Here is an 18,363-nt window from a genome sequence, read left to right as displayed (position 1 = left end):
TCAATCATATTGAACAAAGTAGGATATTGAACATGGCCAAGAGTGTTGTTTTCTCTGAGTTTCAACAGTTGTGCCGCCAGCGCGGGTGGGTCCTTGCTGCCATTTCCGAACCCCAACGCCAGGGACCCGCGTTGTCGACCTACAGCGCCAGGCTGGTTCTAGGTGCCGCCGACGTGGAGTTGAATATTGCAGAAGTCGACGCCCCCAAATTGGCGATTGCGGATGGACTTTCAATCCTGCAGAACTTCAAGTCCGACTTTCTCCTAACGCGCGCGCTGACCACCAAAACGTCGGACCGCCTCAGGGAGCTCGGCGTCAATCATGGAGACCTGTCGGGGCGGCTTTCGATCCATGCCCCAAACGTGGTGATCGAACTCGAGAAACGCCCGGGGAGCGACCCGGCCATTACCAAAACCACCAATCAACGGCAGCACGGCTCCGCGGGTAATGGCGTGATACTGGCACCGATGGACATCTTGTCACCTAAGTCGTCCCAGCTGGTCTTCGTCCTCCTGGCCTGGCCCGAACTTCTCCACGCACCCATGCGGAAGATCGCCGAGGCGGCCGGGGTCTCGGTGGGGCTGGTTCCGCGAACGCTGCAGCATTTGGTGAGGGAAGGCGCTCTTGACAGCCAACGCCAATGGACAGCCCGGGGTCGTCGTCAGATCGCCAGGGCATGGCTGGCTTCCTTTCCGTCCAGGCTACGTCCATCGCTTTACCTGGACTTCCTGGAGGGTCCACCCTCCGCAGCTCTTCAGATCCACAATGCGGTTGCCAGCGGCGGCATGGCGGTCCCCCACCTAATCAGCCCGTCGATTTCCACATTTTACGTGCCCGAGATCCTGCCAGACCTGATCCGCGACAACCGGCTGCGGCGGGGTCCGCAGCCCAATGTCCGAATTCTGCGGCGATTCTGGGACGACAAAGTGGCCTGGGCGGAAGACTCTCCCAGGTTGGCACCCCCTTTGCTGATTTACGCGGATCTCCTTGCCTCGGACGATCCCAGAGAACAGGAGGTGGCCATTGTTTACCTACAAAAGGAACCTGAACTTCAGTGGCTCTGATCAGGTCATGTTTGAGCCCCTCATTTCCGTTATCGATTCACTCCTGACGGAAACGGAAATCACACCGGATCAATTCATGATCGTGGGAGCGGAGGCCAGGAACCTTCTCCACCGAAGTTTTGACCAGCCCGTGAGCAGCCTCACCACAACCCACGACGTTGACATTGCCCTCGCCATGCCTTCATGGGATGGTTTCGACCAGTTGATCCCGGTGTACGAACGCATAGCCAGCACGAAGACCGCCATCCGGTTCAACATTGCACACATGCCGGTTGACGTAATCCCCTTCGGAGCATTGGAGACGCCTCAAGGTGTGGTCAAGGTGCCCGACGACGGTCACCTCATCAACGTACTCGGATATACAAATGCTTTCGCCGCGGCCGACCCCTTCATCCTGCCCCACGTAGGGAGGCTCCAGGTTGTCTCACCATGGCACTACGTCATCCTGAAATTGGAGGCCCTCGCCGACAGGTCACAGAATTTCAACTACAAGGATGCACAGGACATAGGGACCGCACTGTATTGGCTTGAATCGAGCGAGGGCGAGGCAGACTGGCTATACGATGAGCATCTCGATACCTTGATCGCCAATGATCTGGCAGTGGACAACACCCTGGCGCAGATACTTGGTCAACACTTGGGTGAGCTTCTGGACGCTCACGAACACCAACTGCTGCTGGCGAAGGTCCGTGGCATCGACGCCAGAGACTTCACCGGCGAATTGCGCCGCGGGCTGTTCCGCACAGCCACCCCAGCGAAGAACTCTGCCGCGCGAAATCGCTTCGAAGGTCTACTGAGGGGTCTCGCGCAGCCGCGGGTTTAGTCCAGGTCAGCGTCTGAGCCGACCGATGCGGTTGACTGTCCAGATGGAATCCCACGGGTTTGCCGATCTCGCCCAAAAGGACGTAACGCCCGACGCCGGGACGGTCGCCGCGGTGCGTCCCGCCGGTCCTGCGGACCTGGAGGCGATCGCCGCAATCGAGCACGCCAGCGGCCGCGGTCCGCTGAGCCCTTCGGCGATGGCTGCCGCTGTGGCGGACCCGGACAGGCATTTTGTGGTGGCCACCGTTGACGGCGTCGTCATCGGTTGGGGAAAAACGCACCGCTGGGACCACGACGACGGGCCGGCACCTTTCGGGCACTACCTCGGCGGGGTGACGGTCCTGCCGGCGTGGCGCAGGCGCGGCGTGGGCGCGGCGCTGACGGAGGCTCGGTTGCAGTGGATCTGGGCCCTGGCGCCGGAGGCCTGGTACGTGGTCAATGCGGACAACCTTGTGTCCATCGAGCTGCACGGCCGCTGGAACTTCACCGAGGTGGCGCGCGGGCCACGGTTCCACACCACCACATTCACGGGCGGGCTGGGTCTCCTGATGTGTGCCGCGGCGCCCGGAACGTGGCCACCCCCAACGGGGTGATCGGTGTCGGTTCCAGCCTTGCCTCGCTCTGGGTGATCGGCACGATGATCCCCACGCTCGCCGTCGGGGTCCGCCGCCTCCGTGATGCCGGCCGCCGGTGGACGGAGCTCTTCTGGCTGCTCATCCCGATCGCTGGCCTGATCGTTATGGCCATTCGTATGTCGGAGCCGTCCAAGGCGTAGCTCCGCGGAAGCCCTCAGAAGTTCAGAACAACAACAGGCTCGTAGTGCTCCACCGTCGGAAACGGCGAGTAGAAATGATGCAGGAGCGCACGCCATTCCTGATACTCAGCCGATCCCCGGAAACCCTCGGTATGGTCCTCCAGCCGCGCCCATTCCACCAGCAGCAGGTACGTGGGTGGGCTCTCGATGCTGCGGGACAGCGTGAGGCCCTGGAATCCGGGCATGGAGCCAATGATCGACTTCGCCTCGCCAAAAGCATTCTCGAAGTCCTCCTCCAGGCCGGTCCGGACGGCGAGCAGCGCATGTTCGGTGATCACCCAACAATCATGCCTGAGGTCTCGCCGGCGGGATGATCCTCGCCTCGCTGGTCAACAGCGCGGCGTCCGCGGTCCTGGGGCTGATCCAGCTGTGTCTTAGCAGTGGGCGCGGTTATGGCCGGGCGCAGGCTCAGCCAATAACGGTCGACGGCGGGCCAAGACTCGTCGCGCGACGCGGGAGCGGGAGCGCCAACACCGTCCCCCATATCACCATGGCGACACCCCACATCGGTCCTTCCATGGCCCCGTCGCGGTGCGGGAAGGCGAGCATTGCTGCGCCGATGTAGGTGGCTGACAGGCTCGTGGTCACCCTCATCAGCGGGCGCCCTGCAGCCCAGAAGCTCATCACCAGCGCACTCAGGCACAAGGTGATACCGGCTGATCCTTGCACAGGCCAGTGTTCGACATTCCAGGTCTGGTGTTCGGCGTCCTGCCGGAGCCGGGACTTTTCGAAGGCATGCAGGACGTAGAACAGCCAGAGCGGAACGCCAGCGAGGCCTATCAGCAGGTACTGCCAGCTCAGGTTCCACACCCTCGGCAGGGCCGGCGAGTCGTTCTGGACAAGCCAGACGAGAACAGCGACAGCGCCAGCCAGAAGTGCTGCGACCCAGACGGGGCTGCCGTCCTGGCCGAAGACCGCCCCCAGCACCAGAGCCGCGACGGCGATCGCCAACAGGACGATCCCGGGCCAAGGCTGGCGGGGGTTCAGGGCAATGCTGGAAAATGAGCCAGCGACGACGAACGTCAACAGGCTGCCCCAGCTCGCCTCCAGCGACACGGCCCAGACGTACTGCTGATCCACCCAGCCCGGCAGAACCATGAGGTCGGCAAGGCCGAACAGTCCGATGGTGGCCACGGCCACCATCACCCATGCCAGGACGCGCGCAGCGCGGAGGCGCGTTGGAAAGGACGCTGCTGTGCCCGTATCCCGCCTTATTTGTGTCACACGCCCAATATCGACCCGAAAGACCGCCCGGGTCAACGGACGGAAACCACAAACCTAGTGCAGCGGCCGCGTCTCCTGCAGGCGCTTGATGAACCAGCGTGACTGCTCCGGGCCGTACGGCAGCACGGGGATGGCCTTGGTGGCGTCGGCGGGGGTTTCGCGGATGGACTGCTGGGCCTGGCGGACCGCGGTGGTCATGGTGTTGGCCATGGTCTTGACGAACTGGTCGCTGCAGGGCTGGCCGTGGCCGGGGATCAGGAACTCGTAGCGGTGGCGCAGGGCGGAGATGTGGCGCAGGGCGTCGGCCCATTCCTCCGGGTAGGAGTCCTCGAAGGAGGGGTGCGCGCCCTGCTCCACGAGGTCGCCCACAAAGAGGGTGGTTGGAGTGCCCACCAGGAGGTCGCCGTCGGTGTGGCCGCGGCCCAGGTAGAAGAGGGTCACGGTGATTCCGCCGAGGTCCACCAGCACCGGCTGGTCCCTGACGATGGCGTTGGGCACCACCAGTTCCACATTCTCGCCCTCGCCCGTGGACATCTCCGGCTCCAGGGTTCCCACGAACCGGCGCTGCAGGTCCCCGTGGTCGTCGATCTCCTGGGCGCAGTTTTCGTGCGCCCAGAACTCGGTGGCGCCGTCGGATGCGAAGACAGCGTTGCCGAAGAAGTGATCGTAGTGCGCGTGCGTGTTGACCACCACCAGGGGCAAGTCTGTCTTCTCCCGCACCGCCTCCAGGATTTCGCGCCCCTGCCGCGGCCCGCAGCCGGTATCGACCACCATGGCCCGCTCGGAGCCCACAATCAGGCCGGTGTTCAGCAGTGATCCTTCGGTGACCAGCACGTAGTTGTCCGCGCCGACGTCGAGCCATTCTGACATTGTTTCTCCGTACCTCCGGAAAGCGACTGCGTTCTTCTTGGCCCCGATTCTACCCGCGGGCCCTTGGAGTTTCCGGGATGCGGGACACGGTCCGGGCCGCATGTGGAGATCCACATTCCTGGCCGGGATTTCCCCTTAAATCCATCGAACTGCGTAACATCTCGCTATGCAGACAAAACAACACGCGTGCTTCTGTGATCACTGCGGCAGGATCACGAACCACGTGACCCACTATGTAAAGGCCGACGGCGGTGGCCAGCTGATCGCGACGGTGCGGTGCGCTGAGCATGCGGAGGAAGCCGTCTGACGGCAAGGTGCACACTCCAGTTCACCGGCACTGAGTTTGTCCGCGTCGCCTCCCTACTGCGCCCGGCGCCTGAAATGCCCTTCGACAAACCGCCCTCTTCTGGTGTGCGGATTTACCCAGACTTCACCGGGCAGCCCTGCCGGGCCGCCTGCAGCAAGGTCGATGGTGGTTGGGCTGCTGTCGTGCAGGTCCGTGGCGCGAGCCCGGTGCTCTCCCTCGAAGGCATTCGCCATGAAGTCCAGCGCGTCGGGGCTGACACCGCATGCAAGGGCGTCTTCGCGCCAGTGCGAGACGGCCTCATCCACGATCCGGATTCGCTGGACCGCTTCATGCCGGGTCAGCCTGAAGTCGGCGGCATGTTTGATGAGCAGCCTGATGTCCCGGTCCCCGGCATCATCCTCCGGTGTGAGCGGAGTGTAGGAGCCGCCGGCCCTTGAAGGGTTCACGTCGAACGATGGTGCGAGGCGCCAGCCATTTCCGATATGGAGCAGGCCGTGGTTGCGCATGTGATCGTCTATGTTGTTGACCATCACGGTGAATGCTGCCCGCGAAAAGAGCTCAGCAGCATCGGCGGAAGGGCTCGCAGAGATCGAAGCGACCCTCTTGGCGAGCGTGGCGTAGTCGGGGTGCTCGTGCTGGGCCAGCGCGAAGGCACTGCGAAAGCTCATGTAGGGGATGCGCTGTCCGGCCTGCCGGTCGAACCTCCTGGTGAGAAACACAGAGCGGCCCTCGGTGAGGGGGGCTGCCGAGGACTCCTGGACCTGGATCCCTGCGCGGCGTTGCAGCCTGATTGCGGTGAGCTCCCAGGCAGAAACATCAGTGACATCGGACGTGCGGGGGAACTTGGCCAGGTGCATCTCGCCGCCTTGGTCGCGGACCCATGCTTTTGGCCGGGCGCCTCCGGGCGAGGAACCGACCCCGATCAGTTCGCTGACGTCGTCGTCGATCTCGCCGTTCTCGGCAAACCGCTGAGCTGCATGGACCAGCTTGGGGAGCTCGTGGATGCCGGCCCGTCGGTGCTCGTCAGCGAGGAAGGTTCCATCCTTGCGGAAGCGCAGTGCGCCTTGGCGGGTTTCGTCGTCAACGGCGAGCAGGAGCTCAATCTCCGACGGCGAAGCGAACCGAATGCCACCGTCGCGTGCTTTCTTCCGCAGCCGCGCGTCGATGAGACTGCGGCCCCAGCTATCAGGGGCGGCGTCGTCAAAGGCAAGGAAAGTGGTTCTGTGCGCGGCGGGCGTGTGCGGCCCGCGCTGCAGCGGCAGATCCGGCGAGATGGCGAAGGCATCGGCGCTGGAAAGCCAGCCGTCGAGGTAGGTGAAGGTCATCGACGGCTTCTGAAAACCAGGGCGCACGTCCACGGAGAAGTCACCCACATGGATATCATCCACCCACACTTCGTGGCTCACTGGCTCCTCCTGGCCCGTTGGCGGCCAAGGAGGTGCGCGCGCATGCGCCCCAGATCGGTACTCAGAGGATCGGCCACCTCAGTGAGCCGCTCGGTCAGGTTGAGCACATCCATCAGGGCAAGGACACTTCCCAGCCTGACGCCCGTATCGCCCCGTTCAATGCGGCGCAATGTGGGCATGGAGAGATTCGCCCGTTCCGCGGCCAGCTCCTGGCTGAGGCCAAGCAGGATTCTCCATTGCTTCAGGTGCTCGCCCAGCAGCTCCGCAGTTTCACTAACCAAGAGACGCTCCTTTCCACCTCCAATAGTACTCGAATGTGGTGTTAACTAGGGTAAAGGAACGTACAAGTTCAGTTATCTACAGCTCGGCCTGCACGGATCCCGCAGGCCGGGGTCTTTGGTCTACAGGTCCGTGATTCTCAGGGCCATCAGGCAGGTTGCCTGCCCGTCCAGGGTGTCCAGGGGCAGCCGCAGCAGCTCCGAGAGAAGCCGGAGGCGCTTGCTCAGGGTGTTGCGGTGGATATAGAGGTCTCGGGATGTGTCGGACGGCTGCGCGTTATGTTCCAGGTAGGTTCTCAGGGTCTGCAGGAGCGCGCTGTTGTGGTCGCGGTCGTATGCGACCACTGGAGCCAGCAGCTTGTGGGCGGCCGCACGGGCGCCGCCGCCGGCGGTGGCGGCGATCAGGGACTGGATATCGAGCGGTGCCGGGATTACCGGCCCCGAAACGTGTAGGACCTTGTGCCGGGCGTCCGCGACGCCCAGCCGCAATTCGTCCACGCTCTCCGCCGGCCCCCTGATGACGATCGGCACACTCGCGGCCATCTGGCGGCAGGATTCCAGCAGCTGCTCCGTGATCGACTCCGGGGGCTCCCCCGTGACGGTACTGGACTGGGCAAAGGCGAAGAGGTTGCCTTGCGAGGAGTGGATCTGGACTCGGCGGAACAGTTCCTGGACCGCCAGGCGAATCTTCCATGGGTGGGTTGAATCGTCAGGATCCGGGCGGGCCACCACCAGGTACGTCGCCGCCTGGGGATCGAGCCCCGCCGCCCGGAAGGTTCGGGTGAGTTCGTCGGTGGCGACTCCCTCCCAATCGCCGAACTGTTGCAGCAGTGCCGCCATTCTTCCCGCTTTTTGCCCCGGGGCCTTGAGCACGTTGTTGAGTTGGACGGCGAGGATGGATGAGGCTGGACCGAGCAGCGTCGCCAGGGGCTCGCGGGAGAGCCCTCCGCGGGCCACCAGGTGAAAAATCTCCGTCCCACCCATCGGCAGTTCGAAGGACGAAGCCTCGGTTCCGGCAGCGGCCCGGCTCAGGTCCTCATGTGTCCAGCCCGATCCCTTCGGCCAAAAGGCCATCACGTCACCGATGGCATCGAAGACCGCGACCTGGCCTTTGGCGGCGCCGGCAATCTCGGCCAGCAACCCGCGCAGGGCGCCCCCGGTTCCGGCGATTCTTGCGCAGCGGTCGGCCAGTGCCCACGACTGTTTGGTCAGTGCGAAGCGTTCGGCTTCCAGGACGCTGGTGACGAAGCGCTGGACCTGGAGTGCAGGCACAACGTGCGGGACCTCCAGGAGTGGGACGTTGTGCTTCGTGGCCGCCCTGATCAGGCCCGGCGGGATCAGCCGGTGGGCGGCGCCGGTGCCGAACGCGATGGCGGCCACCGGAACGTCCGCGAGCCGCTCGGCGTAGGCATCCCAGATCTGGTCGTCCGAAAAGTTGAATCCGATGCCATTGGTGATCACGAGGCAGCCGGCGCCGAGAAAGGGCGTTGGGTCCAGGAACTCTGCCTGGGCGCAGAAGCTGATGGACCGTGCCAGTCGTTGCCGCGAAGAGGGCGTGTACAAACGCAACTGCAAAGTATCCTCGGCCAGCAAATCGGCGACTTTCATGCTCTCCCTCTTGACGGTCAGGTCAGAACCAAAATCCCCCATGTGCAACTACGACAATTAGACACCATTTGAGTGGGCAAATGCCCACTGGGATGCGAACCGGAGCCTCAGTAGGGTTTCACACATGCAACAAGAGAATGTGAACGGCATCACAGCCGGAATTGAAATCAACTCGGACATGGGCGAGGCCTTGGGGCTGCACACCTTCGGGAACGATCTGGAGCTGATGCAGATCATCGACGTCGCAAACGTTGCGTGCGGATTCCACTCCGGAGACCCGGACACCATGGACGCCACAGTGCAAGCCGCCAAGGAACACGGGGTGAAGGTCGGCGCCCATCCGGGGCTGCCGGACATCGTTGGCTTTGGCCGTAGGGAAATGAAACTGACTCCGGCGGAAGTCGAGTCACTTATTCTCTACCAGGTGGGCGCCCTGACCGGCTTCCTGCACAAAGCGGGAATGGAACTGAACCACATCAAACCGCACGGATCCCTCTACGGGATGCTGGCCCGTGACCCCGAGCTCATGCGGGGTGCAGCCCGTGTCGCCAGGCTCTACCAGGTGCCCGTCTACGGGCTGGCTGGAACCGCCCATCAGAGTGTTTGCCAGGAGATGGACGTCCCCTTCGTTGGTGAACTGTACGTGGACCTGAACTACGGCCCCGCGGGGGAACTCCTGATCCAGCGCCGCCCCGAACCCACCGACCCCGCCGCGGCCGCGGAACGCGTTCGCAGGGTGCTCCGCGACGGCGTTGTCGAAGCCTCCGACGGCTCCCTGCTCACCATTGATTTCGAGAGTATTTGCGTGCACTCCGATGCCCCGAATTCGCCGGCTGTAGCCACGGCCGTCCGGCAGGCCGCCGCCGGATCCTAACCGGGTCCCGCGGCACATACGAACCACTCTGAAAGGTCCCCCGTGCCCCACAACATCGTTTCCCCGCTCCCCGGCCTGTTCTACCGGAAGCCCGGCCCAGGCAAGGACGCCTACGTTACCGAAGGCGACCGCGTCGAATCCGGCCAGACCATCGGCGTCATCGAGATCATGAAGCAGTTCAGTGAAATCCGCTCCGACGTGGGCGGGACCCTGACCAGCTTCGAGGTCGAAGATTTCGGTGCCGTCAATCCCGGCGACGTCATCGCCGTCATCGAGGTGGGACCATGAAAAAACTCCTGATTGCCAATCGCGGCGAAATCGCCGTCCGCATCATCCGCACGGCACGCGAACTGGGCATCGGCACCGTCGTCGTCGCAAGCGAACCCGACGCCCATTCCTTCGCTGCAGAACTCGCCGACGAATGCGCCGTCGTCGGCCCGGCGCCGGCGAGCCGCAGCTACCTCGACCACGAAGCAGTGCTCAAGGCGGCCCTGGACCACGGCTGCGACGCCGTCCACCCCGGCTATGGTTTCCTCTCCGAGAATGCGGACTTCGCCCGGGCGGTGCGCGACGCCGGGCTGATCTGGGTGGGTCCGGACCCGGAATCGATCGAACTCATGGGTGACAAGGCCCGTGCCCGGCAGGCGGCCATGGATGCCGGCGTCCCGACACTTCGCGGTAGCGACGGCGCAGTCCCCGAGGGCGCAGACATTGTGGCGATCGCCCGGGACATCGGCTATCCGCTGGTGGTCAAGGCCGCCGCCGGCGGTGGCGGGCGCGGCATCCGCCTCGTTGTCTCCGAAGAGGATCTGCTCGCCACGGTCGAGGTGGCCCAGGCCGAGGCGGCCGCCGCGTTCGGCAGCTCCGCGGTTTACCTGGAACGCTTTGTTGAACGTGCCCGGCACGTTGAGGTCCAGGTTCTGGGCGACGGCCGCAACGTCATCCATCTGGGCGACCGGGACTGCTCCATGCAACGCAGGCAGCAGAAAATCATGGAGGAGGCGCCGGCCCCGGACCTCCCCGAGGAAGTGCGCCGGCAGATGCTGGAGTCCTCCGTGCACCTTGCCCAGAAGTGCGCATACTCCGGGCTTGGCACCGTCGAATTCCTCTACGACCCGCGCAACCACGAGGTTGCGTTTATCGAGATGAACACCCGTCTACAGGTGGAGCATCCCGTGACCGAAATGATCACGGGCCTGGACCTGGTCCGGGAACAGCTGCTGGTGGCCGACGGCGCGGAACTGAGGCTGCAGCAGGAAGACATCGTCTTCCTGGGTCATGCCTTCGAGTACCGCATCAACGCCGAGGACCCGGCCAACGGCTTCATGCCGAGCCCCGGGGTGATCAAGCGCCTCGACTGGCCCGGCGGCCCGGGCATCCGCGTTGACTCCGGCTTTGTCAGCGGCTCCACCGTGGCGCCCTTCTACGACTCGCTGCTGGCCAAGCTGATCGTCTGGGACGAGACCCGCGACCAGGCCATCGTCCGTTCGGGGCGGGCCCTCGATGAGATCAGGGTCGAGGGCGTCACCACAACGATTCCGTTGCTCAAGGTCCTGAGCCAGCGGCCCGAGCTGCGCGCCGTCGAACACCATTCCAAGTTCATCGAAACCGCGCCCGAACTGCTTGGACTTCCAGCATGAGTGCGCACAGCGCCGAGAGCGAGCGGCTGAAGGGAACGGCCCGCTACACCTGGGGCGGCGATGAATTTCTGTTCATCGAGATCGACGAATCGATGAGCCTGGCCGCGAACTTCAAGGCCAACTCCATGGCCGGCTCGCTCTCGGCCCGGGCGCTGCCCGGAATCTCCGACGTCTGCCCGGCCAACGCCTCCCTGCTCATCCGGTTCGATCCGGACGTTCTTGACCCGGCGGAACTCGAAGCCGTGGCCCGGGCCATCGAAACGGAGGTCGACGCCGCAGAACACCAGACGTTGGACACCCGCATCGTGGAGATTCCCGTCTGGTACGACGATCCTTTCACCCGCGAGACGGGGGCACGGTTCCGCAGCGGACACCAGAAGCCCGATGGCACCGATCTCGACTTTGCCGCCGAGAGCAATGGGCTGGCATCCGCGGCGGAATTCATCAGCCGCCATCACGGCAGCCCCTGGCTGGTGTCCATGGTCGGCTTCGTGGCGGGCCTGCCCTTCATGTTCCAAATGGTTCCCCGGGAGGAGCAGCTGGAAGTCCCCAAGTACCTGAGCCCACGGACGGACACACCACCCCTGACGGTGGGACACGGCGGCTGTTTCGCGTGCATCTACTCGGTCCGGGGAGCGGGCGGCTACCAGATGTTCGGAGTCGCCGCCGCGCCCATCTTCGACCCCGCGCAGCGGCTTGAGGACTTCAAGGACTTCATGATCTTCTTCAAACCCGGCGACATAGTCACGTTCCGGCCCGTTGACCAGGACGAATATGAGCGGATCCAACGGCAGGTCGAGGATGGCACCTTCGTCTACCGGCAGGCCCCCGTGACCTTTGACCTGGCCGAAGCGCTCGAAGATCCGCACCGGTACAACCAAGAGATTCTGGAGCACCTCAATGTCGTTTGAAATTTTGGAACCCGGACTCTCCACCACGGTCCAGGACAGTGGCCGGCTTGGTTACTACAACGTCGGCATTCCCCAGGGCGGTTCGATGGACCAGTGGTCGGCCGAGCTGGCCAATGCCGTGGTGGGCAACACTGCCGCGGAGGCGGTCCTCGAATGCACCTACCTCGGGCCCCGCTTCCGGGCCACGGAGGCCGCCGTCATCGCCGTCAGCGGTGCACCTGTGGATGTCAAGGTCAACGGCGAGAACAGGGAACAATGGACCAGGCTCGAGCTGGCCGCGGGAGACGAGGTTTCGTTCGGCTTCCTACAGAGTGGGACCCGGTTCTACATCGCCGTGCGCGGGGGCATCGATGTCCCGCTCGTGCTGGGAAGCCGCTCGACGTACTCCCTGGGGTCGCTGGGCGGGTTCAAGGGCCGCAAGCTTGAGGCCGGCGACATCGTTCCCGTGGGTCAGGCACCGGCCACCGCCACCGCGGGGCTGGACGGCATCGACACAGCGATGCAGCCGGTCTTCACCCGCGACCAGGACATCCGTGTGGTCTGTGGCCTCTACGACCACCGGCTCACCGAGGTCGGGCTCGACACGCTGCTCTCCTCCACGTGGACCCTCACACCGGTGGCCGATAGGACGGGCCTGCGCTATGCGGGACCCGCCATCGAATGGAAACCGCGCCAACAACCCTTCGGCGCGGGGTCCGACCCCTCCAACATCGTCGATGCAGGGTACGCAGTGGGCTCCATCCAGATTCCCGGCGGCAAGGAACCCATTGCCCTGCACCGGGACGCAGTCTCCGGTGGCGGCTACGCCATGGTTGCAACAGTCATCAGCGCTGACATGGATCTGCTGGCGCGTAATGCGCCCGGAACAAAAACCCGATTCCTGGCGGTAACCATGGACGAAGCACTCAGCGCGCGAGCCGAGCTCAAGGCCGTCCGCAGCCGGCTCTGGGGTAAATAGGGCAATTTGCCGGCGGCGCCCGCCGCTGGTTCTGTTTGTTAGTTTTTTTGAAATCACCTAAGGGGTGTTCCTTTGTCGTACTCAAATTACGTCCTACCCGCTACTAAACGGGCCGGGAAATGGTCGCTGACCATGGCCTGGTGGGCGCTGTTCTCCGCCATGTTCTGGATCTATATTGCCGTCGCCTCTGCCGGCGCCGTCGGCGTCGTCAACACCGTGATCGGCATGGTGCTGACCGTCGCAACCTACGGCGTCATCAACCTGGTGCTCTCCCGGTACGCCGCAAGAACCGGGCTCACCGTGAGCCTGTTCTCCCGCACACTCTTCGGGCTGGTCGGTTCCGCACTTGCCTCGCTGATCTTCGCGGCCACGGCCATCTATTACGCCGTTTTTGAAGGGTCGATCATTGCGGTGGCCTTCCACGAGTTCTTCGGCGGGAGCATGGTGGTGTGGTATGCCGTCGTCGTCCTCTACGCCGTTCCCCTGGCCATGGGCGGTGTGCAGAACTGGCTGGACAAGCTCAACGGTTTCCTGCTCCCGTTCTACATTGCGGGCCTCGTGGCCGTGGTGGTTGCCGCCACGCTTATCAGAGGAGTGCCGACGGACTGGATCGGCCAGGCGGCCGCCGCGTCAACACTGCCCGGCTGGCTGACCTCGTATCTGATCTATATGGGCGTGTACATCATGATGATGTACACCTTCGACTACGCGCGCCTCGGCCGGGCCGAGGACAAGAAATTCCTCGGGACGGTGACCTTTGGCTGGGTCTTTTACGCCTTCACCTTCGGCCTGAACGGACTGATCGGCATTTACATCATGAGTGCGTGGGGACTGGAAGCCTCCGAAACGGGGGTGGTTCAGGCATTCATCTCCTCACTGGGTTTCGTCGGCGTGCTGGTCATCCTCATCTCCCAGACACGTATAAATACAGCCAACTACTTCCTGGCGTCTGAAAACCTGTCCGCGTTTGCCAGCAGAGTGTTCCGGCTCAATCTGCCCCGTTACATCTGGGTCATTGTCTGCGGCGCCTTGGCGTTCCTGCTCATGCTCACCGATGTCCTCAGCTACCTGCTCAAGGCGCTGGCCTGGCAGGGCGTCTTCGTCACCGCCTGGGTTGCCATCGCGCTGGTCTACATCGCACTGAACTGGAAGAAGCCTCAACTCGTCCCGGACATCCGGCCGGCAAAGTTGAAGGCAGTCAGCCCTGGGGCCATTGCCTGGGTGCTGGCATCGGCCATCGGCATTGCCCTCACGGAACAGACGGCCGTCCCCGTCATCTCCCAGCTGACACCCCTGATCACCATGGTCCTCGCGGCCGCCCTGTACTACGGCGCCTACAAGCTCTCCCCGCCGCAGTTCATTGACGCCTCGGAGACCCTCGATGCCAAAGAAGAGGAATTGGATCCAGCCATCACTGATTAGGCACCCGCGTTAGCCACCGGCGCGATCTCAGATATCAGCCAGCACCGACGCCGGGTTCTCGATCGCGTCGGCCACGAACCGCAGGAATCCGGCTGCTGTGCCGCCGTCGCACACGCGGTGATCGAACGTGAGCGTCAGTTCGGTGACCTTGCGGACCGCGAGTTCCCCGTCCACCACCCACGCCTTGTCGATGATGCGGCCCACCCCGAGGATGGCCACCTCGGGGTGGTTGATGATGGCCGCGGAACCGTCCACCCCGAAGACGCCGTAGTTGTTCAGGGTGAAAGTGCCGCTGCCCAGTTGCTCCGGCGTCGCCTTGCCCTCGCGTACGACGGCGGTGAGCCGGCGGATCTCCACGTCCAGTTCGCGGGCACTGAGTTTGTTCGCGTTGCGGATCGAGGGGACCATCAGTCCGCGGTCCGTCTGGGCCGCGAATTAGTTAGAACGACTTTCAGCTCGCTGCCGCGAAGTGCGGGACAACGTTCGCCATCGAAGCCTTCGCTGCGGAAGGCTGAGCAATAGCAACGCAGAAAACGGTCGGAAGGCTACCCCAAATCCGAAAGACGCAACCTTGCCGTCGCTGGTCGCGGCGTTTCAGTGTCCCTTCGAAGGAAGATTGCCCTAGGCCGCGAGCTACAAGGCCACCAGGGGAGGCTACTTCCAGCGGACTGACTGGCAGGGCCCGACGCGGGATGCCCGATGCCTTCCTGAGGCCCAAGCGTCCGACCGGGTTTTCCCGTCCGAGGGCACAATCTGCCACGATTGATGACCTGATTATCGATGCCGATTTAGCTTCCGCAGCGGACGGCGTTTCCGCTGCGAAACCCTCCCGCACCCTGCCAAACCCGCTGGCTCGCTGGCGCTTCAAGGAAGCTACGGCGCCATACGTCGATGACTCGGGTAACTACTCGCTAGGGCAGGGGCCGGGCGCTACGGTCACGTCGGTCGCGTCGGGACCGTGGGGCGGCGGGATCAGCCTGGACGGCGTCACCGATTACCTGACGATTGCTGCGGCGAACACTCGCGACCTGAACGCGGCCCGGTTCGGCAACCAGGTCTCAGTGGTGGCTTGGATCAAGCGGGGCAACACTGAGGGCGGTTTCATCGGTGGTATGTGGCAGGAGGACGACGGTGACCCCCGCCGCCAATACGGTCTGTTCATGTCCCTGCCCACCTACGGCGGCGAACATCAGGTCTGCGGGCATATCTCCAAGTACGGCGGAGCATCCCCCGGCATCCCCTACAGCCGCGACTATTCGTCCTCCGCCCGCAAGGTCGGCACCGGAAAATACCGAATGGTGGCGTTCACTTACGACGGCGCGCAGATGATCTCCTACCTGGACGCCGCGGCTGACGAGCGGCCCAGCTACACCGAAACGGGTGCACCTTACGGCGACGGCCGGACCTACGCCAAGAATCCGTACCTGCTCCCTGACGGCCTGAACCGATCCTCGACCATTGCGGACTTCACCGTGGGCGCGGTCAAGCTGACCTCTGGAATGGGTAACCATAACCATTTCAATGGGGAGATCGGCGGGCTCGCCGTCTACGACGTGGCGCTGACGCAGAAGGAACTCTTGCGGCTGCACCTGTCCGCACTTACCCCCGGCGCGCCGGTCATTGACCTGGACTTCAACAACTATGGCGACGCTTCGGGCGGGTCCGTCGGCTGGCACTCGGTGAACGGTAACGCGGCGATTGACACCACTCCTGACACGGGGGCGGCGAACTTCAAGGTCACCGATCTGTCGGGGAACAAGTTCACCTACCGCAACAGCAGCAACCCCCTCGCCGCGCAGCCCGGTTTCGGGTACTTCCCCTATGTCAAGGGGATCGGCGCGAAGCAGCTCCAGACGATCAAGTTCACGCTGAACAACTCGCTCGAAGTCGACAAGGTACGGCTTGCCGTCCGCATCGACGGCATCTGGTAGGCCACTAGCGCCGAGTATGGCGTGACCGGCGACGGACGCACCGGCTCTAACTGGGGCACCGCCGAAACCAAGAGCATCTCCTACGCACCCACGGCGGCGCTCTGGCGCAACCTTACGGTCACCCCTGGAACCACCCTGGCTCTCGGGGCGGTTCGCACCACGGACATTCCTGACGGCGAACTGACCGGCTTCGGCTTCTACAACACAGCCTCAACCGGGTTCGTCCGCATCAGGGACGCCCATGTGATCTGCTTCTAGGCCAGTAGGACTTCGTCGGTTGCGCGGCGCGGGGAACGTGCCACCCGGTGCCCCTCGCGCCCGTAACCGACAGCCATCAGCATGATTACCAGCTCGTGCTCGGGGATACCCATCTTCCGGCGCAGCGCGTCCATCACACTGTTCGGCTGGCACATGTTCAACATGCACCCGTCAACACCGAGCCCATGCAAAGCAAGCATCAGGCTCATGGAGAACAGCCCGCCCTCGATCCATGGCTGGTTACGCTCACCGACACCAGCGAACAGCCGAGAGTCCACGGTGACCAGTGCCATAACCGGCACGCCGCCGAGGCCAGAGTTGCCATTCTGGAAGTCACGCACAGCAGACTTGTCCGCAGCCTCAGTGTAGAAGCGAACCTGCCACGCCTGGCGGTTGCAAACCGACGGGGTATTGATAGCGAGCCTGACAGCCTCAGCAAGAACTTCGGGTGCAACAGGGCGGTCGGCGTAGTCACGGACACTGCGGCGCGAAGTGAAGAACTGCTCAGGGCTCTCAATGCCACGCGACACCTCAGGCCGCACCGGGCTCAGGGCATCATCGATCACACCGGACTCGTTCCAGTCCAGCAAGGCCGTGCGTGCGGAATGCGCGTGCTCAAGGAATCCGCCAGCAACACCCTGCGATTCGGCGGCAGGGATCAGCAGGTCAAGACGCTCCATGACAGAGTTGCCGAACGGGCGGCGCGGGTCGCGCAAAGACATGCCCTTCTCGACGCCGTGGTAATCCTTCGTCATATGCGCTTCAAGGTGCCGTCCAGTCAGATCAGCAGTGACCCCGCCGTCATCCGGCGCCGAATACTGCACGTACCGCTGACTATCCAGCAGGGCTTCTCGACGCTGCTCTGCACGGTTACGCATGTTCCTTAGCTGCCGAAACAGCGGCGCCGGCACAATGCGTTTCATCGCCTGCTTAGTACGAACGATTTTGCTGGCCCTAAGTTCCCCCGGTGTATTCCTCATGCGCTGAGTATAAGGGCCAAATAAGACTCGGTTTAGTTCACTATCTGTCGCAGCCGTAACACTGCCTGTTACGCTTGCTTCATGACGACAGAAGGAGCTCCAGTGAAGACCCGTTCATATGCCGTGGTGGAAACCTACGAGTCCGTTGGCATGTTCCACGTTGAAGCGAACCAGTAAGAGTGAAGCGCTGGCCAAGGTGAGTGATCACCTGACGACCATGGGAGGGCGCCCAGACGTCCACCCTCTCGGCGGCACCGAAGGAGACATGACCGGTCGGAAGGCCTACACCAAAGCTGGCTACTCCAAGATGCAGGGTGAGATTCAGTGAAGGAACTCAAGCTCATCATCTACCCGCCGGTTCCACCCAACCCGCGGCCAGCTGGACCTCTCACGCGGATGTCCCCAGAGTTCGACGCTTGCATGGCGTGGGACGGTATGCGCGACGTGGAGCGGAGGCTGATGCGGCAGAAGCGACTGACTCAGCACGAACTGGCGGCGGAGTGCTGGCAATTCATGGCCATGCACCGATCAGGCCAGGGCCTTGCCGAGAGGTACGCCGCGCTCGAACGGTTCGCCACCCTGCCGGACTACGACCGGTAGCCTCGGAGGCATGACACCGCAGATCAAGGGACATGTTCCGGAGCCGGAGGGCCAGCGCATATTGGATGCACTGGCCCTCCGCTCTGAGGCGCAGCAGCAGGTAGAGCTGGCCGTGGCTGACGCACTGAAAGCCGGCGGCAGCGTCCGGGAAGTATCGGCGTTCTCGGGCCTGTCCGGGACGACCGTGCAGAAGTACGGGCGGGCGCACGGCTGGCCCACCAGTGAGCAGCGTGCGGGCTGGGAAGCGGCGCAGGCAAGCCAGGACGAATGGGCGGCACGCCTCGCCGCAGCAACCGCCGTCCTGGCGAGCATGGAGCAAGCCGTGGCAGACAGTGCCACGCCCCCAACGCCGGAGCCGTAGCGGCACAAAACACCCCTGACCGACCGGTTATGTTC

22 protein-coding genes and 1 pseudogene are annotated in these 18,363 nt (G+C 63.7%); 15 read left to right on the top strand and 8 right to left on the bottom strand.

The window, feature by feature from the left end:
* The first annotated feature begins 32 nt into the window (after positions 1 to 32).
* The 4 genes from MUN23_RS14160 to MUN23_RS14145 are packed head-to-tail and all read left to right on the top strand — an operon-like array spanning position 33 to position 2,661.
* Positions 33 to 1,064, top strand: a complete 1,032-nt coding sequence (locus MUN23_RS14160) for a type IV toxin-antitoxin system AbiEi family antitoxin (protein ID WP_248759185.1) — start codon at positions 33 to 35, stop codon at positions 1,062 to 1,064.
* Between the two features lie 7 nt (positions 1,065 to 1,071).
* Positions 1,072 to 1,887 carry a hypothetical protein gene (locus tag MUN23_RS14155; RefSeq protein ID WP_248759181.1) on the top strand — a complete coding sequence of 272 codons (816 nt, stop codon included), beginning with the start codon at positions 1,072 to 1,074 and terminating at the stop codon, positions 1,885 to 1,887.
* A 43-nt stretch (positions 1,888 to 1,930) separates the two neighbouring features.
* Positions 1,931 to 2,479, top strand: coding sequence for a GNAT family N-acetyltransferase (locus MUN23_RS14150; protein ID WP_248759180.1), 549 nt, complete (start codon positions 1,931 to 1,933; stop codon positions 2,477 to 2,479).
* Positions 2,458 to 2,661, top strand: coding sequence for a DUF805 domain-containing protein (locus MUN23_RS14145; protein ID WP_248759178.1), 204 nt, complete (start codon positions 2,458 to 2,460; stop codon positions 2,659 to 2,661). The genes MUN23_RS14150 and MUN23_RS14145 overlap by 22 nt, the downstream gene beginning before the upstream one ends.
* 14 nt (positions 2,662 to 2,675) lie before the next feature.
* On the opposite strand, the gene MUN23_RS14140 is transcribed toward MUN23_RS14145, so the two are convergent.
* The 3 genes from MUN23_RS14140 to MUN23_RS14130 all read right to left on the bottom strand — a co-directional run bounded on the left by MUN23_RS14140 (position 2,676) and on the right by MUN23_RS14130 (position 4,794).
* Positions 2,676 to 2,978, bottom strand: coding sequence for an antibiotic biosynthesis monooxygenase (locus MUN23_RS14140; protein ID WP_248759176.1), 303 nt, complete (start codon positions 2,976 to 2,978; stop codon positions 2,676 to 2,678).
* Between the two features lie 130 nt (positions 2,979 to 3,108).
* Entirely contained in the window at positions 3,109 to 3,924 is an 816-nt protein-coding gene (locus tag MUN23_RS14135) for a hypothetical protein (RefSeq protein WP_248759174.1), read from the bottom strand.
* Positions 3,925 to 3,978: 54 nt separating this feature from the next.
* A complete protein-coding gene (locus tag MUN23_RS14130) occupies positions 3,979 to 4,794 on the bottom strand; it encodes an MBL fold metallo-hydrolase (RefSeq protein WP_248759173.1) in 816 nt (271 codons plus the stop codon).
* 166 nt (positions 4,795 to 4,960) lie between these two features.
* Here MUN23_RS14130 and MUN23_RS14125 point away from each other — a divergent pair, with 166 nt between their 5' ends.
* Complete coding sequence (locus MUN23_RS14125; protein ID WP_157769000.1) at positions 4,961 to 5,101, top strand: hypothetical protein; 141 nt, start codon at positions 4,961 to 4,963, stop codon at positions 5,099 to 5,101.
* Positions 5,102 to 5,154: 53 nt separating this feature from the next.
* Here the strand turns inward: MUN23_RS14125 and MUN23_RS14120 are convergent, their stop codons facing one another.
* From MUN23_RS14120 to MUN23_RS14110, 3 genes are all read right to left on the bottom strand, one after another.
* Positions 5,155 to 6,507, bottom strand: coding sequence for a type II toxin-antitoxin system HipA family toxin (locus tag MUN23_RS14120; protein WP_248759172.1), 1,353 nt, complete (start codon positions 6,505 to 6,507; stop codon positions 5,155 to 5,157).
* Complete coding sequence (locus MUN23_RS14115) at positions 6,504 to 6,788, bottom strand: helix-turn-helix domain-containing protein (protein ID WP_248759171.1); 285 nt, start codon at positions 6,786 to 6,788, stop codon at positions 6,504 to 6,506. Before MUN23_RS14115 ends, MUN23_RS14120 begins: the two co-directional genes overlap by 4 nt.
* Positions 6,789 to 6,908: 120 nt before the next feature.
* Positions 6,909 to 8,393, bottom strand: a complete 1,485-nt coding sequence (locus MUN23_RS14110) for a helix-turn-helix domain-containing protein (RefSeq protein ID WP_248759170.1) — start codon at positions 8,391 to 8,393, stop codon at positions 6,909 to 6,911.
* A gap of 124 nt (positions 8,394 to 8,517) precedes the next feature.
* On the opposite strand from MUN23_RS14110, the gene pxpA reads away from it, so the two are divergent.
* From pxpA to MUN23_RS14080, 6 genes are all read left to right on the top strand, one after another.
* Complete coding sequence (pxpA, locus tag MUN23_RS14105; RefSeq protein ID WP_248759169.1) at positions 8,518 to 9,267, top strand: 5-oxoprolinase subunit PxpA; 750 nt, start codon at positions 8,518 to 8,520, stop codon at positions 9,265 to 9,267.
* A 42-nt stretch (positions 9,268 to 9,309) separates the two neighbouring features.
* Positions 9,310 to 9,555, top strand: coding sequence for an acetyl-CoA carboxylase (locus tag MUN23_RS14100; protein ID WP_248759168.1), 246 nt, complete (start codon positions 9,310 to 9,312; stop codon positions 9,553 to 9,555).
* Positions 9,552 to 10,907 carry an acetyl/propionyl/methylcrotonyl-CoA carboxylase subunit alpha gene (locus MUN23_RS14095; RefSeq protein WP_248759166.1) on the top strand — a complete coding sequence of 452 codons (1,356 nt, stop codon included), beginning with the start codon at positions 9,552 to 9,554 and terminating at the stop codon, positions 10,905 to 10,907. The genes MUN23_RS14100 and MUN23_RS14095 overlap by 4 nt, the downstream gene beginning before the upstream one ends.
* Positions 10,904 to 11,818, top strand: coding sequence for an allophanate hydrolase subunit 1 (locus MUN23_RS14090; protein ID WP_248759164.1), 915 nt, complete (start codon positions 10,904 to 10,906; stop codon positions 11,816 to 11,818). Before MUN23_RS14095 ends, MUN23_RS14090 begins: the two co-directional genes overlap by 4 nt.
* Positions 11,808 to 12,776: a biotin-dependent carboxyltransferase family protein gene (locus MUN23_RS14085; protein WP_248759160.1), complete on the top strand. Its 969-nt coding sequence runs from the start codon at positions 11,808 to 11,810 to the stop codon at positions 12,774 to 12,776. The genes MUN23_RS14090 and MUN23_RS14085 overlap by 11 nt, the downstream gene beginning before the upstream one ends.
* 72 nt (positions 12,777 to 12,848) lie before the next feature.
* Positions 12,849 to 14,198 (top strand): cytosine permease, encoded by a 1,350-nt coding sequence (locus tag MUN23_RS14080; protein ID WP_248759159.1) that lies wholly within the window; start codon positions 12,849 to 12,851, stop codon positions 14,196 to 14,198.
* Between the two features lie 27 nt (positions 14,199 to 14,225).
* Here the strand turns inward: MUN23_RS14080 and MUN23_RS14075 are convergent.
* Positions 14,226 to 14,633, bottom strand: a pseudogene (locus MUN23_RS14075) (2-oxo acid dehydrogenase subunit E2); the annotation flags it as partial.
* Positions 14,634 to 14,890: 257 nt separating this feature from the next.
* Here MUN23_RS14075 and MUN23_RS14070 point away from each other — a divergent pair.
* Entirely contained in the window at positions 14,891 to 16,129 is a 1,239-nt protein-coding gene (locus tag MUN23_RS14070; RefSeq protein ID WP_248759157.1) for a LamG domain-containing protein, read from the top strand.
* A gap of 21 nt (positions 16,130 to 16,150) precedes the next feature.
* Entirely contained in the window at positions 16,151 to 16,387 is a 237-nt protein-coding gene (locus tag MUN23_RS14065; protein WP_248759155.1) for a hypothetical protein, read from the top strand.
* Here MUN23_RS14065 and MUN23_RS14060 read toward each other — a convergent pair.
* Positions 16,384 to 17,367 (bottom strand): nitroreductase family protein, encoded by a 984-nt coding sequence (locus MUN23_RS14060; RefSeq protein ID WP_248759149.1) that lies wholly within the window; start codon positions 17,365 to 17,367, stop codon positions 16,384 to 16,386. The genes MUN23_RS14065 and MUN23_RS14060 overlap by 4 nt on opposite strands.
* A 324-nt stretch (positions 17,368 to 17,691) precedes the next feature.
* Between MUN23_RS14060 and MUN23_RS14055 the strand changes: the two genes are divergently transcribed.
* Positions 17,692 to 17,967: a hypothetical protein gene (locus MUN23_RS14055; protein WP_248759148.1), complete on the top strand. Its 276-nt coding sequence runs from the start codon at positions 17,692 to 17,694 to the stop codon at positions 17,965 to 17,967.
* 10 nt (positions 17,968 to 17,977) lie between these two features.
* Entirely contained in the window at positions 17,978 to 18,328 is a 351-nt protein-coding gene (locus tag MUN23_RS14050) for a hypothetical protein (RefSeq protein ID WP_248759147.1), read from the top strand.
* Positions 18,329 to 18,363: the final 35 nt, after the last annotated feature.

Origin of the sequence: Pseudarthrobacter sp. SSS035 (assembly GCF_023273875.1) — a bacterium.
Lineage (GTDB): Bacteria > Actinomycetota > Actinomycetes > Actinomycetales > Micrococcaceae > Arthrobacter.
This window is presented reverse-complemented; position numbering and strand designations above follow the sequence as displayed.

What these genes read in the sequence shown, in the direction of transcription:
- MUN23_RS14050 (WP_248759147.1), top strand. Translation starts at nt 17,978, where the DNA reads ATGACACCGCAGATCAAGGGACATGTTCCGGAGCCGGAGGGCCAGCGC.
- pxpA (WP_248759169.1), top strand. Translation starts at nt 8,518, where the DNA reads ATGCAACAAGAGAATGTGAACGGCATCACAGCCGGAATTGAAATCAAC.
- MUN23_RS14090 (WP_248759164.1), top strand. Translation starts at nt 10,904, where the DNA reads ATGAGTGCGCACAGCGCCGAGAGCGAGCGGCTGAAGGGAACGGCCCGC.
- MUN23_RS14060 (WP_248759149.1), bottom strand. Translation starts at nt 17,367, where the DNA reads ATGAGGAATACACCGGGGGAACTTAGGGCCAGCAAAATCGTTCGTACT.
- MUN23_RS14125 (WP_157769000.1), top strand. Translation starts at nt 4,961, where the DNA reads ATGCAGACAAAACAACACGCGTGCTTCTGTGATCACTGCGGCAGGATC.
- MUN23_RS14155 (WP_248759181.1), top strand. Translation starts at nt 1,072, where the DNA reads ATGTTTGAGCCCCTCATTTCCGTTATCGATTCACTCCTGACGGAAACG.
- MUN23_RS14110 (WP_248759170.1), bottom strand. Translation starts at nt 8,393, where the DNA reads ATGAAAGTCGCCGATTTGCTGGCCGAGGATACTTTGCAGTTGCGTTTG.
- MUN23_RS14085 (WP_248759160.1), top strand. Translation starts at nt 11,808, where the DNA reads ATGTCGTTTGAAATTTTGGAACCCGGACTCTCCACCACGGTCCAGGAC.
- MUN23_RS14160 (WP_248759185.1), top strand. Translation starts at nt 33, where the DNA reads ATGGCCAAGAGTGTTGTTTTCTCTGAGTTTCAACAGTTGTGCCGCCAG.
- MUN23_RS14070 (WP_248759157.1), top strand. Translation starts at nt 14,891, where the DNA reads ATGCCCGATGCCTTCCTGAGGCCCAAGCGTCCGACCGGGTTTTCCCGT.
- MUN23_RS14130 (WP_248759173.1), bottom strand. Translation starts at nt 4,794, where the DNA reads ATGTCAGAATGGCTCGACGTCGGCGCGGACAACTACGTGCTGGTCACC.
- MUN23_RS14095 (WP_248759166.1), top strand. Translation starts at nt 9,552, where the DNA reads ATGAAAAAACTCCTGATTGCCAATCGCGGCGAAATCGCCGTCCGCATC.
- MUN23_RS14150 (WP_248759180.1), top strand. Translation starts at nt 1,931, where the DNA reads ATGGAATCCCACGGGTTTGCCGATCTCGCCCAAAAGGACGTAACGCCC.